The sequence below is a fragment of the Variovorax sp. P4_B11 genome (assembly GCF_056402355.1).
Window position 1 is genome coordinate 1 of the sequence record NZ_JBFUHO010000008.1, and the last position, 17,518, is coordinate 17,518.

Annotated in this window: 21 protein-coding genes; 10 read left to right on the forward strand and 11 right to left on the reverse strand. The window is 62.7% G+C overall.

Annotation, left to right across the window (positions count from 1 at the left end; all coding sequences use genetic code 11):
• From AC1DYD_RS10200 to AC1DYD_RS10220, 5 genes are all read left to right on the forward strand, one after another.
• A partial coding sequence (locus tag AC1DYD_RS10200) for a 3-keto-5-aminohexanoate cleavage protein (RefSeq protein WP_478172624.1) occupies positions 1-226 on the forward strand: 226 nt, incomplete at its 5' end.
• 2 nt (positions 227-228) lie between these two features.
• Positions 229-810, forward strand: coding sequence for an RBBP9/YdeN family alpha/beta hydrolase (locus AC1DYD_RS10205; protein ID WP_478172625.1), 582 nt, complete (start codon positions 229-231; stop codon positions 808-810).
• Positions 811-983: 173 nt separating this feature from the next.
• The gene (locus AC1DYD_RS10210) at positions 984-1,985 is read left to right on the forward strand and encodes a Bug family tripartite tricarboxylate transporter substrate binding protein (protein WP_478172626.1); all 1,002 of its coding nucleotides are present in this window, start codon (positions 984-986) and stop codon (positions 1,983-1,985) included.
• Between the two features lie 108 nt (positions 1,986-2,093).
• Positions 2,094-2,603, forward strand: coding sequence for a hypothetical protein (locus tag AC1DYD_RS10215; RefSeq protein WP_478172627.1), 510 nt, complete (start codon positions 2,094-2,096; stop codon positions 2,601-2,603).
• On the forward strand, positions 2,600-2,920 hold the full coding sequence (locus AC1DYD_RS10220) for a hypothetical protein (protein WP_478172628.1): 321 nt from the start codon (positions 2,600-2,602) through the stop codon (positions 2,918-2,920). Before AC1DYD_RS10215 ends, AC1DYD_RS10220 begins: the two co-directional genes overlap by 4 nt.
• 16 nt (positions 2,921-2,936) lie before the next feature.
• Here the strand turns inward: AC1DYD_RS10220 and AC1DYD_RS10225 are convergent, their stop codons facing one another.
• The 3 genes from AC1DYD_RS10225 to AC1DYD_RS10235 form a co-directional block, all read right to left on the reverse strand.
• Positions 2,937-3,272 (reverse strand): PXPV repeat protein, encoded by a 336-nt coding sequence (locus AC1DYD_RS10225; RefSeq protein ID WP_478172629.1) that lies wholly within the window; start codon positions 3,270-3,272, stop codon positions 2,937-2,939.
• Positions 3,273-3,725: 453 nt separating this feature from the next.
• Entirely contained in the window at positions 3,726-4,523 is a 798-nt protein-coding gene (locus tag AC1DYD_RS10230; RefSeq protein WP_478172630.1) for a 2-keto-4-pentenoate hydratase, read from the reverse strand.
• A 231-nt stretch (positions 4,524-4,754) separates the two neighbouring features.
• Positions 4,755-5,600: a GIY-YIG nuclease family protein gene (locus AC1DYD_RS10235; protein ID WP_478172631.1), complete on the reverse strand. Its 846-nt coding sequence runs from the start codon at positions 5,598-5,600 to the stop codon at positions 4,755-4,757.
• A 189-nt stretch (positions 5,601-5,789) separates the two neighbouring features.
• On the opposite strand from AC1DYD_RS10235, the gene AC1DYD_RS10240 reads away from it, so the two are divergent.
• Entirely contained in the window at positions 5,790-6,611 is an 822-nt protein-coding gene (locus AC1DYD_RS10240; protein ID WP_478172632.1) for an SIR2 family NAD-dependent protein deacylase, read from the forward strand.
• Between the two features lie 233 nt (positions 6,612-6,844).
• On the opposite strand, the gene AC1DYD_RS10245 is transcribed toward AC1DYD_RS10240, so the two are convergent.
• Positions 6,845-8,320 carry a DUF1254 domain-containing protein gene (locus AC1DYD_RS10245; protein WP_478172633.1) on the reverse strand — a complete coding sequence of 492 codons (1,476 nt, stop codon included), beginning with the start codon at positions 8,318-8,320 and terminating at the stop codon, positions 6,845-6,847.
• Positions 8,321-8,786: 466 nt separating this feature from the next.
• On the opposite strand from AC1DYD_RS10245, the gene AC1DYD_RS10250 reads away from it, so the two are divergent.
• Together AC1DYD_RS10250 and AC1DYD_RS10255 are read left to right on the forward strand one after the other, a co-directional pair.
• Positions 8,787-8,963, forward strand: coding sequence for a hypothetical protein (locus AC1DYD_RS10250; RefSeq protein WP_478172634.1), 177 nt, complete (start codon positions 8,787-8,789; stop codon positions 8,961-8,963).
• 72 nt (positions 8,964-9,035) lie between these two features.
• Positions 9,036-10,172 (forward strand): patatin-like phospholipase family protein, encoded by a 1,137-nt coding sequence (locus AC1DYD_RS10255; RefSeq protein ID WP_478172635.1) that lies wholly within the window; start codon positions 9,036-9,038, stop codon positions 10,170-10,172.
• Between the two features lie 116 nt (positions 10,173-10,288).
• Here AC1DYD_RS10255 and AC1DYD_RS10260 read toward each other — a convergent pair whose 3' ends face one another.
• Together AC1DYD_RS10260 and AC1DYD_RS10265 are read right to left on the reverse strand one after the other, a co-directional pair.
• Complete coding sequence (locus AC1DYD_RS10260; protein ID WP_478172636.1) at positions 10,289-10,669, reverse strand: nuclear transport factor 2 family protein; 381 nt, start codon at positions 10,667-10,669, stop codon at positions 10,289-10,291.
• Positions 10,670-10,704: 35 nt separating this feature from the next.
• On the reverse strand, positions 10,705-11,469 hold the full coding sequence (locus tag AC1DYD_RS10265) for an SDR family oxidoreductase (RefSeq protein ID WP_478172637.1): 765 nt from the start codon (positions 11,467-11,469) through the stop codon (positions 10,705-10,707).
• A gap of 131 nt (positions 11,470-11,600) precedes the next feature.
• On the opposite strand from AC1DYD_RS10265, the gene AC1DYD_RS10270 reads away from it, so the two are divergent.
• Entirely contained in the window at positions 11,601-12,542 is a 942-nt protein-coding gene (locus AC1DYD_RS10270; protein ID WP_478172638.1) for a LysR substrate-binding domain-containing protein, read from the forward strand.
• A gap of 312 nt (positions 12,543-12,854) precedes the next feature.
• On the opposite strand, the gene AC1DYD_RS10275 is transcribed toward AC1DYD_RS10270, so the two are convergent.
• The 3 genes from AC1DYD_RS10275 to AC1DYD_RS10285 form a co-directional block, all read right to left on the reverse strand.
• On the reverse strand, positions 12,855-13,520 hold the full coding sequence (locus AC1DYD_RS10275; RefSeq protein WP_478172639.1) for a hypothetical protein: 666 nt from the start codon (positions 13,518-13,520) through the stop codon (positions 12,855-12,857).
• A gap of 251 nt (positions 13,521-13,771) precedes the next feature.
• On the reverse strand, positions 13,772-14,569 hold the full coding sequence (locus AC1DYD_RS10280; RefSeq protein ID WP_478172640.1) for a 2-keto-4-pentenoate hydratase: 798 nt from the start codon (positions 14,567-14,569) through the stop codon (positions 13,772-13,774).
• Positions 14,570-14,849: 280 nt separating this feature from the next.
• Positions 14,850-15,782 (reverse strand): class I SAM-dependent methyltransferase, encoded by a 933-nt coding sequence (locus AC1DYD_RS10285; protein ID WP_478172641.1) that lies wholly within the window; start codon positions 15,780-15,782, stop codon positions 14,850-14,852.
• Between the two features lie 232 nt (positions 15,783-16,014).
• Between AC1DYD_RS10285 and AC1DYD_RS10290 the strand changes: the two genes are divergently transcribed.
• The gene (locus AC1DYD_RS10290) at positions 16,015-16,206 is read left to right on the forward strand and encodes a hypothetical protein (RefSeq protein WP_478172642.1); all 192 of its coding nucleotides are present in this window, start codon (positions 16,015-16,017) and stop codon (positions 16,204-16,206) included.
• A 31-nt stretch (positions 16,207-16,237) separates the two neighbouring features.
• Here the strand turns inward: AC1DYD_RS10290 and AC1DYD_RS10295 are convergent, their stop codons facing one another.
• Both AC1DYD_RS10295 and AC1DYD_RS10300 read right to left on the reverse strand, forming a co-directional pair.
• Positions 16,238-16,537: a hypothetical protein gene (locus tag AC1DYD_RS10295; RefSeq protein WP_478172643.1), complete on the reverse strand. Its 300-nt coding sequence runs from the start codon at positions 16,535-16,537 to the stop codon at positions 16,238-16,240.
• A 282-nt stretch (positions 16,538-16,819) separates the two neighbouring features.
• Positions 16,820-17,356, reverse strand: coding sequence for a helix-turn-helix domain-containing protein (locus AC1DYD_RS10300; RefSeq protein ID WP_478172644.1), 537 nt, complete (start codon positions 17,354-17,356; stop codon positions 16,820-16,822).
• Between the last annotated feature and the right edge of the window lie 162 nt (positions 17,357-17,518).

Here is a 17,518-nt window from a genome sequence, read left to right on the forward strand (position 1 = left end):
CCTGTGGAACCAGTCGCGCACCGGGAAGGTGTCGTCGGTGCAGCAGATCGAGCAGCTGGTACGCATGGCGCGCGAGTTCGGCCGCGAGGTCGCCAACGGCAAGGAAGCCCGCGAGATCCTGAAGATCGGTGTCTTCTACGACACCGTCGAGGAGACCCTGGCCGCCAACGGCTTCGCGCCCAACCCCAAGGGACGCCAGCAAGGTTACCTGCGCAAGGTGGCGTGACGATGGACGGTGCTTCGGCCTTGCCGACGGTCCTCATCGTCCCCGGATTGCGCGACCAGGTGGACGTGCACTGGCAGACGCTGCTGGCCGCGGACCTGCAAGCCCAGGGCCGCAAGGTGCGCACGGTGCCGCCGATGGGCCGCGCCGATCTCGACTGCGCGACCAAGGTCGCCGCGATCGAGCGCGAGGCGCAGGCCATCGACGGCCCGGTGATCCTGGTGGCGCACAGCGGGGGCTGCGTGATGGTCGCCCACTGGGCACGCCAGACCCGGCGCGCCGTCTGGGGCGCACTGCTGGCCGCGCCGCCGGACTTCGAGGAAGCGATGCCCGAGGGCTACCCGACGCTGGAGGACCTGCGCGCCGGCGGCTGGCTGCCAGTGCCGCGCGACCCGCTGCCGTTCCCGAGCATCACGGCGGTGAGCCGCAACGACCCGCTGGGCCGGCACGCGCGCGTGGTCGAGCTGGGCCTGGCCTGGGGCAGCCGCCTGGTCGAGCTCGGCGAGGTCGGCCACCTGAACCCGGCCTCGGGCTTCGGCGAGTGGCCGCAGGCCGAGCAGTTCATCGCCGAGCTGGCGGCGCGCTGAGCACCGGCACAGCTGCACCGCACCCTTTCCCGCACCCACTCTCCGGGGGGCAATACCGGCGGCCCGGCAAAGCCGGTTCTCCGGTGCTCCCCGATAGTCCGGCCTCCGCTTCATGCGCAATGGATGCGCAAAGGGCGGTGGTGCAATTGATATGAATACATAGGAAATCGAACATGAAAACGAATCTGACAAGGCGGCGCATTGCCCAGGCTTCTCTGCTCTCGTTGCTTGGCCTCGCCGGCCTGGCGCAGGCCCAGAACGCGGCTCCGGCCGCGAAGTGGCCCGACAAGATGGTGCGCATCGTCGCGGCCGGGCCCGCGGGCGCCTCGGCGGACATCATCGCGCGCCTGGTGGCCGACGGGCTCGCCAAGGAGAGCGGGCAGGCGGTGGTGGTGGACCCGAAGCCCGGCGCCGGGGGCGTGCTGGCCGTGAACGACCTGTCGCAGGCCCCGCATGACGGCTACACGGTTCTGGTGGGCGTCAATTCGCTGGTCAGCGAGATTCCGCACATCATCAAGATGCGCAACGACATGTCCAAGGAGATCAAGCCCCTGGTCGAGCTCGGCCGCGGCGGCCTGGTGATGGTGGGCGGGCCTGCGGTGCCGGCGAAGAACTTCGGCGAGCTGATGAGCTGGGTCAAGAGCAACCCCGGCAAGGTCAGCTATGCCTCCTACACGCCCGGCACGGTCTCGCACGTGATCGGCCTGCAGCTCAACAAGGCCGCCGGCATCGACATGACCCATGTCGGCTACAAGGGCTCCACGCCGGCGCTGACCGACGTGATGGGCGGCCACGTGCAGCTCATGTTCGACGGCATGGCGACGTCGCTGCCGATGATCAAGTCGGGCAAGGTCAAGGCCTTCGCGGTGAGCACGCCCAAGCGTTCGCCGCTACTGCCCGAGGTGCCGACCTTCGCCGAACTCGGCTACCCGCAGCTGGAGACCGTGGCGTGGATGGGCCTGTGGGTCAAGCCCGACGTGCCCGCCGCGATGCAGAACAGCATCCGCGAGGCGGTGATGAAGGTGATGGCGCAGCCCGCGGTGCGCGAGCGCCTGCTGGATCTGGGCCTGGAGGCCGTGTCGTCGCGCACGCCCGAGGAGCTGAGCAAGTCGCTGAGCGCCGACTACCAGCGCGTGGGCGAGGTGCTCAAGTCGATCGACTTCAAGCCCGAGTGAGGCCCATGGCCCCCGTCGGGCCGTGCGGGCGGCAGCTCTGGCGGCATTCGCCTGCGCTCAATGAGAGCACTCGGTATGCTTCCGGGGTTGCACCTGCAGGAGTCTCGGGTGTACGCACATCAATTTGAAGAATGGAGAGGCAATGTTCAATTGCGTCACCAAGATGGTGCTGAGCGCGTTCTTGCCATGAAGCCGATGAAAGTCATCGCTATCGTAGGTGCGGCCATGGTGTCACTCGCGGTTGTCGCCTTCCTCTTCGCCGCCGGCTGGTCTTGGGTCAAGTCAGTGGTTGCAGGAGACGACACCCCGACTTGCAGCGCAGGAAAATTCGAGGTCGAGAGCCACAGCGCACTCACCGAGGGCGTACGCATCATCGTCACTGCCGCGGTGCGTAACAACAACTCGGTTGCATGTGGTCTCCAGGTAAGCGTTGCCGTGAAGGACAAGGCCGGCAAGCAGATTGCCGTCGAGCAGCTCTGGGTCAGCGGCGTCTCCAACATTCCGGCCGGCGCGACTCGCAGCTTTCCGGTGTACCTCTCGCCCGAAGTGTCCAAGCAAGCCGAGGGCGGCGACTTCGACATCAGACCGATCAACTCGAGAGTCTGGAAGGAGCAGTGAATCACGCGAATACGCCACCGTTCGAAATGGCCTTGCTGTTCGCACGCGCCGCGGGCGTGGAGCCGAATCCTGAACGCTGGCCCGAACTCAGGCGCGCTCTGTTGTTCGGGCCGCTCGCTCCGATTTCATTTCGCCTCCAAGGCCGTGATGCGCTGCCGGATGCAGCTCACCGGCTTGCTGAGGAAGCCAAGGCATTTGGTTGCGTGCAGTCATCGCAGTTTCAGGAATCCGAGTTGCAGAAGCTGAGGCAACTGGCCAGCGTCGCGCTGTCTCCGCAGGTAGCGGCGTGGGCGGATGCGCCGCCACAAGCAATTTGATTGACCGGCTGACAGGTCAGCACTCGCCCTTCTTGGCGTGGCCCGGCGGGCAGTGGTAGCGATTGTCTTCGTGGTGACGATGGTCTCGGTCGTAGTGCTCGCGGGCCTCCCAATCGCGTCGGCTCCAATAGCGACGCCCATCGTAGTAGCGCTCGCCATACCAGCCGGGCACAACCACCACCTGTGCAGGCGGAGGCACGTACACCGGTCGCGGGGCAACGTACACGGGCGCCGGTGCGACGTAGACCGGCGCAGGCGTGCCCACATTGATGTCGATGTTGACCGCATGCGCGACGCTGGTCAGGCCGAGCAAGGCGCATGCAGCTGGTACGAAATAGTAATACTTTTTCATTGTTGTCCGTGATGGAGTGAGGGCTGCGATCTTCACCAACGCGTCGATGGCCTCGCGGTTGACCGGCGCCAAAGGCCGCTGCGCGAATCGATCAATTGAATTCGACCCGGTTCGCCAGCAGCACGCCGGGCCAGCTCCGCGGCGGAGGGTCGGGTGACGTAGCGCCATAGCGCGCCCACGACGGCCAAGGCGAGCATGCCCAGGAGGATGTAGGCCATGAACTCTGTGAGCCATGGAAACGGGTCCTCGCCACCATTGCCACCTCCGCCTCGTCTGCGTGCATGAACCGATGTTGCCAACAAGCTCCCAATTGCAATTGAGCTCAGAGCGTGAAGACGAGGAATGGACATGCGTTCGCGTCGAATTGGAGGGCCGGTCGAGGGTCTGCTGTTGGCCCGCATTCTGCCTTCTGGAAGCCGCTCCAGCGTGACGCGAGACCGCCTCGTCTCCCAATCAGCGGGTCCTGACCTCAAGCGATTGAAAAGGCGTGTCGAACTCGGCGCGCCATACCTGACCCCGCTCAATCGGCCAAGCGTCGGTCCACGTACCCGTAGTCACCACTTCACCTGCCTGCAGCTCGGGCGCGCCGGGGCACCGCTGCAACTCCTTCACGAAATGCAGTAGCGCGTGCAACGGTCCGTCCAGTACGTTTATTCCTGTCCCCTCGTCCACGAGCTGCTCACCGCGATAAAGCCTGACCCGAGTGTCCGCGAAGAGCTTGTCCAGCGCGTGACCGGTATCGGCGAATACGTGAACCGGGGTCACGCGGCCAACCAAGAGACGCGCATGAAGGGCCCCGTCAATGACGGTCTCTGCAGCGGTGAACTTCCAGTCGGCGCAATGCGATTGCACGACTTCGAAGCCTGGCGCGACCCATTCGATGCAGGAAAATAGTGCTTCGAGGTTGGCGTCAGCAGGCGGCGTTGCGGCAATACCAAAGACGATTTCGGGCTCAAGGCGAGGCTGGCAGGTGCCTGTCAGGTCAACGGAGCCATGCCCTTCGCACTTCGCCAGCGTCGTGTCCCAAACAGGCCCCCAAATCGGCGCAAAGACCCCGTACCGCTCCCATATCGTTCGATTCGTGAAGCCAATCTTGTAGCCAACGGGGCGCTCACCTCGCCCCATCCGCAACGTTCGCACCTTCAAGGCTTCCTGGTACGCCGCGGCAACATCTGGCTGCCTCGCTGCTGACTGGCTGCGAGGCCAAAGCGTTGCCTCGTCGTAGGCTTGCAGCAAGGCTTCCGGAGTCATGAGGGATTCGACGGACGGAAAACAAGGGGAATAGGGCTGAAATTCTGGCAGAAGTTCGAACTTCCGCTCCTGGCCGGATTCTGCCCCACGGTTGAGGCGGCGCTCGCGCCTGGCGTCGTCACCAAAGGCAATGCGTCGAGTAGCTCCGCATTTGAGTTGTTCTTGTGCAGCCGTGCGAGGGGGCGCCCCCGCGGGGGCTCGGGCCAACACGTCAGAAGAACGGCATCTCATTCAGCAGCGTTTGGCGCGCGTCTTGGCGGGGATGAGGCCGTCGGGCCCGAAGAGTCGAAACTGTTGCTGAGGAAAGCTCCCGAAGCGCAGACCAACCTCTTTCCGTATGGGGCGCCCTCGCAGCTCAGCCGTATCGATGCCACCGCCCAGGAGCTGAAGGATGACTAGGCCCTTTGCGATTCGCTCCGCCCGGTCCCAGCCCCTGCGGTCAATGGCCGCGCTTGCGATGATGGACTGGGTTCCCGGGCCCCCGTTCACCGCGATGAGCAGCCCCGGAGATGTTTCGGGGTCTGCCGTCCAGGCGGCGAGGCGATTGGCCACTTGCCAGTTGCCCCGCATGCGAGCCAGTATCTCTGCGTCACTGGGCAGTTTCGCGCGGTCGAACCCGGAGTGGCGCAGCGGGTCGGGGTCGTCGGGGAACGCCTTTTCGTTCACATAGACAAACATTAGGGGACCGTGGGTTCGGGCGACATGTGCCAAGTCTTCGGTGCCCAATGGCCGGGTCGTCCTGTCGGCAAGTTCGACAGGGACGCCGAGCGGTCGAAACGCGTAGGTGCTGACGCCCGGAGCGACGTTGAAGAGCTTGAGGGCAGTCGCGGGCTTGCAGGCAGAGATAAGGGCGGTCTCGACCGCATCCACCATCTTCTTAGAACCGAGCGGCCCGATGACCTCCACTTGGGCAGTTCTCTCGTTCTGCTCGAGCCAGGTTCGAAACGCAGGGTTGGAGGCGCCGGCTTCATGCGACAGCGCGCGCCCTACGTTCTTTCCTTGGCCGATGTACACGGGATTGCCTTTTGCGTCTCGGTACACGTAGACGAAGTATTGCGAAGCTGTTTCCATGTCCAAGGAGTGTTTGTCGCAGGATGCCGGCCTCAGACTCGGGCGAGGTGCTGACCCACAGGCGCAAGAGCACGTAGCCGCTCTTCTCAATCGTGACCTGACAGAGAGGAATATGTTAGTCGAGGAAAAGGAGGACCCGGCGCTGTTGTCCACAGGGCAACGCCTGAGTCGGGCGGTGCGCTCCGGAGCGAGACTATGCGCATGGACATCGGGAAATCATTCGAGGCTGCTGCTGCCGTAATCAAGGCCGCTGACGGTCTTGTTATCACCGCCGGCGCTGGTATGGGCGTCGATTCGGGTTTGCCTGATTTCCGTGGCAACGAAGGCTTCTGGCGGGCGTATCCCGCATTGCAAAAGGCCGGCGTGGACTTCTACCAGGCAGCCAATCCTCAGACCTTCGTGACCAATCCGGAAAGGGCGTGGGGCTTCTACGGCCATCGTCTCAACCTGTACCGGCAGACCCAGCCGCATAAGGGATTCTTCATCCTGAGGCGGTGGGGCGAATCCAAGCGTTCCGGCTACCGTGTCTTCACGAGCAACGTCGACGGGCAATTCCAGCACGCAGGCTTCGACCAAAGCTTTGTCGTGGAGTGCCATGGCTCAATTCACCGGCTGCAGTGCCTCAAGCCATGCTGGTCGGAGAGCTGGCCGGCCGATGGCTTTGACCCGCAGGTTGACCCGGAAACCTGCACATTGCGCAATCGCCCCCCGGTCTGCCCTCATTGCGGACGATTGGCGCGGCCCAACGTGCTGATGTTCGGGGACGCAGCCTGGCAGGGGGATGAGTACGAGGCCCGTGAGGGGGCGCTGCGCACGTGGATGGCGCAACTGCGGAATCCCGTCGTCATCGAGCTCGGGGCCGGAACGGCCATCCCAACTGTGCGCTGGTTTGGTGAGAACGCACCAGGGGTGCTCGTTCGCATCAATGTCCGGGAGTCGCGGGTTCCATGGGACGATGCCATTGCGCTTCCTTTTGGCGCTCTCGAGGCATTGCGGCGCATAGACGCCGAGATGTGAGACGAGGTCAGTGCGCACTCGCCCTTTCTGAGCCATGGTCGGACGACCGCCGTTGGCCTGCTGTTGGCCGACTGTAGCCTGTCGCCGGCCCGCGGCTCCGGGCCCGTTGCTGCCGTTCGCTTCTTGAGGCTGAATGTCAGCAATGGGCCCCAGATCAGCCGTTGACGTTACCGAGGCTCCGAAGTGTTTGCGCGAGCAGATGGCAAGACCTTTCTCACCGCAAGATGGCGCTACTACCTCGTCGCGACAATCCCCGGAGGCTTCCACGTTCCTTCACCTGCTGGAAGGATCGAAGGCGCTGTTGTACTAGGGTAGTACAGACGCATCACCAAGAAGATCGTATCGTTGGGCGCGGGCAACCAATTCGATTCCAAGGCCTTGCCCGGTGACTTGCTCTGGACGTAAAGGGTCAACGATCCGTCCCTGTTTCTTTTCATGCCCGAAAGCATCGGGGAATTGATCAAATAGCGATTGATCGGGTTCTGGACCAGAAACTGGCTTTTGCCGTCATACATCGTCACCGACCAGAAGGCATTCACCGGCGGAAGCTGTCCGGCGGGGAATGTGATCGTGTAGCTGTGCTTGCTGCCATCGAGCACTTCGCCCTTGGCGTCAGCCCGTGTGAAGGGGTAGACCGCCTCGACGGCGTCGTTTCCGTAGAGGCCCCCCTTGGCCGCAGCAGCACGCATCAGCCAATTGCCATTGAAGAATTGCTCGTTACCGAACACGGCGCCGATGTTCCAGCCGTTGACGTCCTTGACGCCGCTGGCGAGGAACTTGTCCACCTTTTCGTCCCCCTCCTTCATGCCCAGACCAACAGCCGCCTTGTGCTCCAGGGAAAGGTCCTTGAACTCGAAGGTCTTGCCAGGACCGACGCCGATGCGTGCGAGCCGGGCCCGGACGTCCCTGTCCTGCGGCGTCGCGGGCACGAACTGCAGCGCGGCATCGAGATACTCGAAGTAGTTCTCCTTGATGCCTTTCGTTGTGGCGGGCACAAATTTGATCGACGACGCGGCCGGTGGAGCGGGTCGCTTGAGGAAGGCCGACAGCGGCTGGGCCTTGTAGCCCGCCTGCACCTTCGTCACGTTCGGCATGTCCCCGGCATTGAAGAGTTGGGTCCGGAATGCACTGAGCGCGAAGGGCGTTGTGGAGGTAAACACCTTCTTGATGCCTGGGGGCGTTGCGCCTTTCCAATCGGGACCGACCACCATGTAGTCACCCGCTTCGCTGCCCGTGGCGCGGCTGCCGATGTAGCCGTAGTTATAGGTGTTGCCGTCGATCAACTGCACTGAGTAATAGCGTCGCTTCTCGACCCTCGGTACGGAAATCACCATCGGCTCTGAGCGAAGGTCCAGCCAGAGAAATGAGTATGGCGTGTCGCTGTTGGGGGTGATGATGGCCGTGTCTTGGTAGGTGAAAACCCGAGCCTCGTTCTTGATTTGGTTGAACGACGCCTTGTATTGCGGGCCACCTTTGTCCACGGCGTATTCGTACATCACCGCATAGTTCATGACGAGCGGCAGCCCGTAGATGAAAGCCTCTTCGGCAATGGCCTTTGTCTCAGCGATGCTCGGTGCGGCTACACCCTTTGCGACGTCGGCCCTAGCGGCTTGCGCTACGGGGTCGTTCTTGCTGGCGCAGCCCGCAATCAGAGTGATCGCGGCGGTGCAAATAGCCGTCCATTTCAACAAGGGAAATACCGCTTTCATGCTTGCCCTTCAGCAACAGATCAGGTGCGTGCAAAATCGTCGCAACCCGCGCGATGATGCACTGACCTCGCTCGCGCAACAACTGCCCTAAAGGGCAGGTGCGCGCTTTTCTCGAGTAGTCCACCCCGAAGTTTACTCAGGTGTTCATTCCATCAGCGACAGCGGTGAAGGCGAAAGGCGGCTTTTCTCGAAAGCCGACCTTGGCCGGCAGGAAGTGAACGTCCGCAGTTGGCCGCGAGCACCAGTTCGCGGACGTGCCTGGCAGCTGACCTTCAGCGTGATCGCCCGGTTGGCCAAGGGCTGCTATCGGCGAGTTTGGCGAACAGGCAGTCCCGGCCATGAGCCGACGGTCTCGATGACCGCTTTCCGGCTTTCCAGCGCGGCGGCGGGCGATCCATTCCGAACGAGACTTTTACCAAGCCGCGCGGCGCATGTAAGCTGCTTCGCAATTCCGGAGAAAGCACTCATGCCCCGCGCAGTCCTTGCCGAAACCCACATTCATCCCGCCGTTCGCGACAAGATCGCCCGACACCAGTCCGCCACCGTCCGCGAGGTGCAGGGCGCCGTGACGGCGAATCCGGTCGTCGCATCCAGCATGTCGCGCCGAACGAGGGTTTCGCCGACGAAAAATGGGATGCAGTGATGGCGATCAACTTCTCATCGGCGCTGGCCATGGGCGGCGGCTGGACATCGCATTGACTGCAGGGAGACGACCATGGCGAATTCACGCAAGCCGCGAGGCGCGGCCGGCAACGGGGGCAGCAACGGCGAACTCCCGGGCCAGGTCGTTCTGGTGCTGCAGGGCGGCGGCGCGCTCGGCGCTTATCAGGTCGGCGTCTATGAGGCGCTGCACGAAGCCGGCATCGACCCCGACTGGGTCATCGGCACCTCCATCGGGGCGATCAACGCGTCGTTGATCGCCGGCAACCGCCCCGAACACCGGCTCGATCGCCTGAATGCCTTCTGGGAGCTGATGCAGGCATCGACGCCCGCCTTCCGCACCCCGGATTGGATGGGTCTGGGCAACATGGTGTCGAACATGGCGACCGTGATGCGGGGCATCCCGAACTTCTTCGCGCCCAACCTGCATGCGCTGCGCGGATCGGCCGCGCAGCTCGGGGTGGAGGCGGCTTCCTACTACAGCACGGCACCGCTGCGCGGGACACTGCTGTCGCTGGTCGATTTCGAGTACTTGTGCCAGTGCCGCACGCGCCTGACCGTCGGAGCGGTGAACGCCTGCAGCGGCGAAATGCGCTATTTCGACACCCGCAAGGAAGTGCTCGGCGTTGACCACGTGATGGCCTCGTGCGCCCTGCCCCCGGCCTTCCCTGCCGTGCGTATCGACGGCCAGCCCTACTGGGACGGCGGCATCTACTCCAACACGCCCATCGAGGCCGTGCTGGACGACAAGCCGCGGCACGACTCCGTGATCTTCGCTGTCAACGTGTGGCACCAGACGGCGCCCGAGCCCGACTCGATCTGGCAGGTGATGGCGCGCCACAAGGACATCCAGTTTGCCAGCCGCGCCGACAGCCACATCGCGCGGCAGAAGCAGATCCACCGGCTACGCCATGTGATCCGCGAACTGCACAAGCAGATTCCGGCATCGAAGCAAGCCGACCCAACGGTGATGGAACTGGCCTCCTGGGGCTGCGGCACCACGATGCACGTGGTGCACCTGGTCGCGCCACGCGTGGACGGCGAAGACCAGACCAAGGATATCGATTTCACGCCCTCGGGCATCCGAACCCGCCGGCAGGCGGGGTACGCCGACACGCTGCGCATGATCGGTCGCGCGCCGTGGAAAGACGCCACAGTCGATCCCATCGAAGGCGTGATCGAGCACCGCTGACCCTCTCGGCGCCGCGCTGCTGTGCATCGAGGGCGACGAAATCGTGCATTCGCTGCTCGACGCAATGGCAGTGGATGAGTCCTGCGAGGTGCCCGAAATCCAATGGGCTTCCTCGTTCAGTCCTTGCTAAACGCCCGCGCTGCGGCTGCCGTATCCAGTGCTTCTCGAAGCAGCTTGATCTTGCCGCCCTCTGCAATGAGCACGCCCGCGTAAGTTTGCTGATAGATCTTGCCGGTGTCGACCACAAGTGCCTCGACGGAGTATTCGCCAAAGACCTTGTCGGGCGTATCGATCCAGACCTTGAAGTTTTTGAATCGGAAGTCCGGAACCTTCGCAAGAAGGCCGGAGATCAGCTTCTCAATGGCGGCATGTCCCTGGGCATACGCTTTCACGGTCGGTAGTTCGAGCACTCCGTCCTCCGCAAAGAGGGCCGCGGCTGCAGCCGGAGTTCGGATGTTGTCTTGATAGGATTGAAGCAATTCGAGAGCGGTTTTCATAGGTTCCTCTGTGGGTTGGAGATCGTTTTCGTCGCTCAGACTTGCGCGATGCCACCATCGGCGAACAGTTCGATGCCGGTGATGAACGACGAGTCGTCGGAGGCGAGGAAGACCGCGGCCTTGGCGACATCTTCGGGCTGCCCGATGCGCCCGATGGGAATCTGCGAGGTCAGGTAGTCGAGCAGACCTTGTTGCTGCGTAGGGTCGGGCCCGGCGAGTTCGACCAGACCGGGCGTGTGGATCGGTCCGGGCGACAGCGTGTTGACGCGAATCGCGCGGCCCTTGAGGTCCAGCACCCAACTGCGGGCGAGGTTGCGAACCGCGGCCTTGGTCGCGCTGTAGATGCTGAAGTTCGCGGTGCCAATGACACTGGTCGTCGAGCCGGCCAGGATGACGGATGCGCCATCGACCGCCTTGTCGAGCAGCGGCAGCGCCTTTTGCACGGTGAACACGACGCCCTTGACGTTGCGGTCGAACGTCTCGTCGAAGTGCTCCTCGGTGATGGCACCCAGCGGCAGCATGTTGCCGCCGCCGGCGTTCGCGTACAGCACGTCGATGCGGCCGTGAACGGTTTGGACTTTGTCGTACAGCCGGTCGAGGTCGGCCAGCTTGGTCGAGTCGGCGCGCACACCCGTCGCGTTCGTTCCGATGGCCGCCACGGCAGCGTCGAGCTCAGGCTGACGGCGGCCCGTGATGTAGACGAATGCGCCTTCCGACGCGAAAGCCTTCGCTGCAGCGAGGCCGATGCCCGTGGTGCCGCCGGTGATGACTGCGACCTTGCCAGAGAGTTTGTTGCCCATGTCGTGCTCCAGTTGATGAAAGGATGAGTGAAGGTTAGGTAGTTCACGCAAATGAATAAAGGCGACGAACTTGATTTCTTATTTCATGTGTGTGAATAATCTCGGCCAGTGAAACCACCAACTGGCCAGCCATGGACCAACTGCTTGCCCTGCGAGTGTTCGTGCGGATTGCCGAGTCAGGCGGGTTCTCGAAGGCCGCGGACTCCATGAACATTCCGCGCCCGACAGTGACCAAGCTCGTGCAAGACCTCGAGCGCCACCTCGGCACGAAGCTCTTGCAGCGGACGACACGGCGCGTCAACGTGACGCCCGAGGGGGCGGCCTACTACGAGCGGGCCACGCGTCTCATCGGCGACCTTGACGAGATGGACGCGAGCGCAGCGCGAGCACGGGCTCAGCCTCGCGGCCGAATCCGTGTCGACATCGGGTCGGTGCTGGCGAACATGATTCTGATTCCTGCGCTGCCGAGCTTTCGTGCGCGCTACCCGGAGTTGCACATTGACCTCGGCGTCAGTGACCGTGCGATCGATCTCATCGGCGAAGGTGTTGACTGCGTGATTCGAGGCGGTGAGCTTGCCGACACGTCGCTCGTCGCCCGACGAATTGCCGACCTCGACTGGGTCACCTGTGCGAGCCCGCTCTACCTCGGCGCGCGCGGTGTCCCCAAGCATCCTTCCGAACTGGTGCCGAGCGAGCCGGGGTCGAAGGACAAGACTCGCGTGCCGGGTCATGCCATCGTCGGCTATTTCTCGTCGCTCACCGGAAGGGCCTCCCCGCTCGAGTTCCGCAGGGGAGCCGAGCAGGTGCTGGTGCAAGGGCAGGCCGTCGTCGCCGTCAACGAGAGTACAGCCCATCTGAGCGCGCTGCTCACTGGTGTCGGTCTCGGCCAGGCGTTCAAGTTCATGGTCGTGCCTCACCTCGAAAGCGGAAGGCTGCGCACCGTGCTCGACGATTGGACCCGCCCGCGGCACCCGTTGCACGTGGTCTACCCAAGCAACAGGCACCTGAGCGCAAAACTCCGGCTCTTCGTGGACTGGGTGGCGGAGGTGTTCGCGCCGTTCGACGATCGCTGAGGCGGGCTGTTCAGACTCGCCGAATGTAGCCGGTCGCGGCCTCGGGGCTTTGGGACCGAAGCCGACTTCCGAACAGCCCAATAGAAGGCGTTCGACCCTAAGAGATTTCGCGCGTCATTTCAGCACTGGAACGCCGCCTGATTGGGTTTCGAGCGGCTTTACCGAGGCCCTTCAGCAGGCGAATGCTGCTCGTGCCTGCCTTGGAGAATGTGTGGGAACGGCTCCGTGAAACGGCAAGGACATACGGGGTGCGGATTGATTTATCGCGCATAGCTGGATGTCTGGTGTTGGGCCGACTGCTGACTGGCTGGCTCAATGCGCTTTTCGGCGCAGGTCACGTACTGCGAAATTTGCGACATCGTCAGCCCAGCCTAGGAGGGCTCCAAATTTCTTGATGAGCTCCTGCCATACGAACCTGCGCGTTCTGAGGGCGGCAATATAGTCTGACACAACCCAAGATGGCGACGGCCCTTCTTGCTCTGGCGGCTTGCGCAGCGGTTCAATGATTTCTTCAATCAACGGCGCCAGCTGAGGATATTTCTTCTCATCCAGGAGCTTGGAGATGTCAAGCGGAACGCCACTCGCGAAGTCTAGATGTCCCTGCCGCCGATTCAGGTCGTAGACAAAATCCACGAGCAGCAGTTGCGCGCCGCCCTTATAGTGCCAGTCAAGCAGTTCCTCAAGGTCATGCACGCACCGTAGGAAGGCGTCATTAAGGTAAGCGGGCGCTGCATCGTAGCCCCAACCTAGAAAGACTCCGTCGAAATGGTGTCCGGTGCGGGCGTGCCAGTATTGAAAGCTTGATACGACCTCGTTCGCCAACTTGGTCCCATTGGCGCCGTCATCACGAACCAAGAACAGTCCAACTGCCCCTCGAACAATCGCGGGCTGGGTGCTTGCAGCAGCTGGCTTGATGCGCTCTGAGTACACATCGCTGAGCAGCTGAGATACGGACGCTAGGTTCTCGACTGCGAACATGGGTGCCCTCCTCGGGGTGTTGCGACGCCAAACTTTGGTGCGCGGCACGCCATCCCGAAACGACCCCAGGTCCATGCCCGCATTGAAGTTCCCCGCGTCGGGGTGACATGCAATATTGGTTGATTTTCCGCCAAAGTCGGCTGCACTGGGGCCCGCAGCGCCCTGCGGACCCTGCCGAGCGGCTGCTTCTGGCCCGCATTCTGCCTTCTGGAAGCCGCTCCAGCAGGACGCGAGACCGCCTCGTCTCCCAATCAGCGGGTCCTGACCTCAAGCGATTGAAAAGGCGTGTCGAACTCGGCGCGCCATACCTGACCCCGCTCAATCGGCCAAGCGTCGGTCCACGTACCGGTAGTCACCACTTCGCCAGCCTGCAACGCGGGCGCGCCGGGGCACCGCTGCAATTCCTTCACGAAGTGAAGTAGCGCGTGCAAAGGGCCGTCCAGCACGTTGATTCCTGTCCCCTCGTCCTTGAGCAGCTCACCGCAATGAAGCTTGACGCGAGTGTTCGCAAAGAGCTTGTCCAGTGCGTCGCCGGTGTTGGCGAATACGTGAGCCGGCGTCTGCCGGCCAACCAGGAGGCGCGCGTGAAGGGCGCCGTCCATGACTGTCTCCGCAGCGGTGAACTTCCAGTCGACGCAGTGCGACTGCACGACTTCGAAGCCTGGCGCGACCCAATCGATGCAGCCAAACAGTGCTTCGAGGCTGACATCAGCAGGCGGAGTTGCGGCAATACCGAAGACGATTTCAGGCTCGAGGCGAGGCTGGCAGGTGCCTGTCAGGTCAATGGAGCCATAGCCTTCGCACTTCGTCAGCGTCGTGTCCCAAACAGGTCCCCAAATCGGCGCAAAAACTCCGTACCGCTCCCATATCGTTCGGTTTGTGAAGCCAATCTTGTAGCCGAGGGGGCGCTCACCGCGCTCCATCCGCAATGCTCGCACCTTCAAGGCCTCCTGGTACGCGGCGGCAACGTCAGGCTGTACTGCAGCTGAGCGGCTGCGAGGCCACAGCGCTGCCTCGTCATAGGCTTGCAGCAAAGCTTCCGGAGTCATGAGGGATTACGACGGACAAGGAACACCAACTCAGTGTTCTCGGAGACCTTCAGGATGTCAAGGCAGGACCGGTGGAACCGTTCGCTCCCGGCCGCATTTTGCCTTTCGACTCGGCCTCCGCTTCCAGCTAACGTAGATATTGACCGACCTTCCGCTGCAGCAGCTCGACGAGTTCAGGCTGCATGAACCGGGTACCGGTCAGGGACATCTAGGCACCACGACCTGCTTTCCCTGCAAGGACGACGTGAACATCTGCCTGAGCTTGACCCGATGCAAGGCGCTATGGAACGGACGCTTGCATGATTCGAATTCCTTCGAGAGGCTTTCCGTCCGGCTTGCCCGTTGACCCGATGAGAAATCGCTCGGCGAGCGCGTCCGGGCCGAGGTCCTCAATCACATTCAATCCATGTGAGCGAACGAAGCCTGCCGCCTCGGCGGGCGTCCATCCTGTCACGTACGGTTCGCCGTGCACCGCCACAGCTTCTGCGCTGGATTCCATGCCGTAGTACCTGGACCGACTTTCGCTGAGGATGTCGCGCAGGACGTAGTCGTAGACGATGGAACTGCCGCTCGCTGCATGGCGATGAACGAATTCCAGCGACGTCCCGGTTGAGGCCTCGCTGATGTACATCGAAACACCTTCGAGGATGAACAAGGACTTCTTTGCGGCGTTGTATCCAGCTGCCGGCAGCACATCCTCGAGGGCTTGCGTTTCGAAATCGATAGAGGCAAGGGTCACTTGACCTGGAATCTGTATGCGGGCGTCCCGCAGCCGCTGCTTCTTCCCGGCAGTCATTGCCGGTAGGTCAACTTCGAAGAAGCGCAACGTTGGGTAGTTGTCGTGCAGTCGGTATGCCCGGCTGTCAAAGCCGGCTCCAAGAATCACGACCTGCTCGATTCCCGACTCGGCCGCGTGCCGCAGGACGCTGTCGATGTATTTTGTCCGAGCGTTGACGTAGAAATAACCAGCATAAAACTCAGGGGCTGCATCAATCTTTTCTCGCGCCGACGCGTAGTCGCGAAAGCCGTCAGGACGCGGACAAAGCTGCGCAGCCAAGCTGTCTGGGTTCCGGAGTTTCGGGTCTGGATTTTCCGAAGCAATGGCGCGCATTATGCAGACGACGTCGGCGGTCCAAGACACAGAGTTGGAATCAGCAGCCATCGCAATGGACGAGACGGCGCACAGAGAAGCGAAAACGACAGCTTTGAGCATTTTCTACGTCTATTCAACGTTGGAGAGCGAGCGCTCACGGCCGCAACGAACGGCTCGAGCTTGATATTCTGATTCGACTTGGGTCATCGCTGCATCGCGTCGGCACCGAGAAGTGCGAGCAATCCTCAGCGACCCAGTTGCCACCACTGCGAGTAGGCGCCGGCAGCGATAAAGCAGCGGGCGCCGATGATGAGTGGCTCTTGGTGGCGCCAACTTCAACGGTAGCCGTGCGGTGAATCGCGATGTCGCCCGAGGTGGTGAAATCGCCGACGCTGGCACGCGCTATCAGTCGAAGCTATACAACCCGGCCTTCCTGCGCGAAAAGAATCCTCCAGTCGACGGACTTGGACTCGTGCGCAAGCACGTAGCCGACTTCGCCCTTCTCACCGGTCGCCGCGATGGCGAATGGGTCATCCGCGAGTAGTCCAGTGTCATCCGGACGAAGCTACCTCAAATCAAACAGTGCGCCAGATGGCGTCGTTGACGGAACCCGGCAGGAAGTTGTCGGTGTTCTTGTTTACGATCTCCCAGTACTTCTTGTCGCCGAGAATCTTGAGACCCACGGCGTCGAATGCCGCGAGATCCTCGTAGCGCGCGGCCCAGGCGATGCGCTGCGGATTGCCGCCGATGGGCATCAGCACCTCCAGATCTAAGCTGTAGCTGTCCTTCATGTACGCCGAGATCTCTTTCGCAAAGGCGATGGCGCTGGCGGTCTTTCCGGGTGCGACGGCGGCAGTTCTGACGAAGGTAATCATCTGTGCACTCCTCCCGCCGGCAAGAGCGGCGGACTCCGGCACGGGATGTGCCGGCGGCAAGTCTGCGCTCCGCGTGGGGGAAAAATCAAGGGGCTTGCGTGGCTGAAAGTGTCAATGGCGGCGTTCGATCCCCCTCGGCGTGATCGCTCTCGGCCCGATTGCGCGCGTGCTGTCGCGAAGGTCGGCTGACGGGCGGATAGAGCATCACCGACGAAGGGCCGGTTCTGGCCGCATTCTGCCTTTCCTGCTGGCGCCGCAAAGGGCGTCGAGGGAGGGGGCTGCCTAGCCACGCAAAGTAAAGACCACGGAGAGATACGACACCGGCAGCGTGCCGATGTCCTCGATGCCGTGCAGTGCGGTGGCATCGAAGAGCAGCGAATCACCGACGCGCAGTTTCACGCGCCTGGGGCCATAGCGATAGGTCACGGCGCCCGATAGAAGATATAGAAACTTCAGGCCCGGATGCTGAAACGTCACATGGGGCTGGGCGTCGGCCTCCAGCATGACCAGATAGGGCTCGACGAACAGGTTGCCAGAGAGCACATGGCCGAGCAGCTCGTAGCGGTAGTCTGCGACGGCGCCGAGAGGCTCCACCCGAAGGCCCTTGCCCGAGGGCACATGGCTGAAGTCGGTGCGGCAGCGCGGATCGGCGAAGAAGCGTGTAAGCGGAATGTCCAGAGCGTTTGCCAGCCGGTCCAGGGTTTCGACGGAGGGCGATACCTGGCCGTTCTCGATGCGCGAGAGCATGGAGCGGGACACGCCCGAGCGCTGTGAAAGCTCCAGGGCCGAGACGCCGGCAGCCTGGCGCAGGCGGTTCACCTGGGTTCCGACAAGGGCGGCGGGTTCGCTGCGCGTGGGCTTGGCCTTGGGAGTCGGCAGGTAGAGCGACGGTGGGAGCCTGAGTGGGCGGGCGGTCGGGAATGGAGAGGCAAGCTGCTTCGCCCTGGTGCGCTTTCCCCGATCACGCCCGCCGCCGTCATC

Bases quoted from the DNA above. Each gene is read 5' to 3' on its own strand.
- AC1DYD_RS10245 (WP_478172633.1), bottom strand. From the start codon at position 8,320: ATGAAAGCGGTATTTCCCTTGTTGAAATGGACGGCTATTTGCACCGCC.
- AC1DYD_RS10260 (WP_478172636.1), bottom strand. From the start codon at position 10,669: ATGAAAACCGCTCTCGAATTGCTTCAATCCTATCAAGACAACATCCGA.
- AC1DYD_RS10225 (WP_478172629.1), bottom strand. From the start codon at position 3,272: ATGAAAAAGTATTACTATTTCGTACCAGCTGCATGCGCCTTGCTCGGC.
- AC1DYD_RS10205 (WP_478172625.1), top strand. From the start codon at position 229: ATGGACGGTGCTTCGGCCTTGCCGACGGTCCTCATCGTCCCCGGATTG.
- AC1DYD_RS10285 (WP_478172641.1), bottom strand. From the start codon at position 15,782: ATGCTCAAAGCTGTCGTTTTCGCTTCTCTGTGCGCCGTCTCGTCCATT.
- AC1DYD_RS10210 (WP_478172626.1), top strand. From the start codon at position 984: ATGAAAACGAATCTGACAAGGCGGCGCATTGCCCAGGCTTCTCTGCTC.
- AC1DYD_RS10230 (WP_478172630.1), bottom strand. From the start codon at position 4,523: ATGACTCCGGAAGCCTTGCTGCAAGCCTACGACGAGGCAACGCTTTGG.
- AC1DYD_RS10265 (WP_478172637.1), bottom strand. From the start codon at position 11,469: ATGGGCAACAAACTCTCTGGCAAGGTCGCAGTCATCACCGGCGGCACC.
- AC1DYD_RS10275 (WP_478172639.1), bottom strand. From the start codon at position 13,520: ATGTTCGCAGTCGAGAACCTAGCGTCCGTATCTCAGCTGCTCAGCGAT.
- AC1DYD_RS10295 (WP_478172643.1), bottom strand. From the start codon at position 16,537: ATGATTACCTTCGTCAGAACTGCCGCCGTCGCACCCGGAAAGACCGCC.
- AC1DYD_RS10240 (WP_478172632.1), top strand. From the start codon at position 5,790: ATGCGCATGGACATCGGGAAATCATTCGAGGCTGCTGCTGCCGTAATC.
- AC1DYD_RS10255 (WP_478172635.1), top strand. From the start codon at position 9,036: ATGGCGAATTCACGCAAGCCGCGAGGCGCGGCCGGCAACGGGGGCAGC.
- AC1DYD_RS10280 (WP_478172640.1), bottom strand. From the start codon at position 14,569: ATGACTCCGGAAGCTTTGCTGCAAGCCTATGACGAGGCAGCGCTGTGG.
- AC1DYD_RS10270 (WP_478172638.1), top strand. From the start codon at position 11,601: ATGGACCAACTGCTTGCCCTGCGAGTGTTCGTGCGGATTGCCGAGTCA.
- AC1DYD_RS10250 (WP_478172634.1), top strand. From the start codon at position 8,787: ATGCCCCGCGCAGTCCTTGCCGAAACCCACATTCATCCCGCCGTTCGC.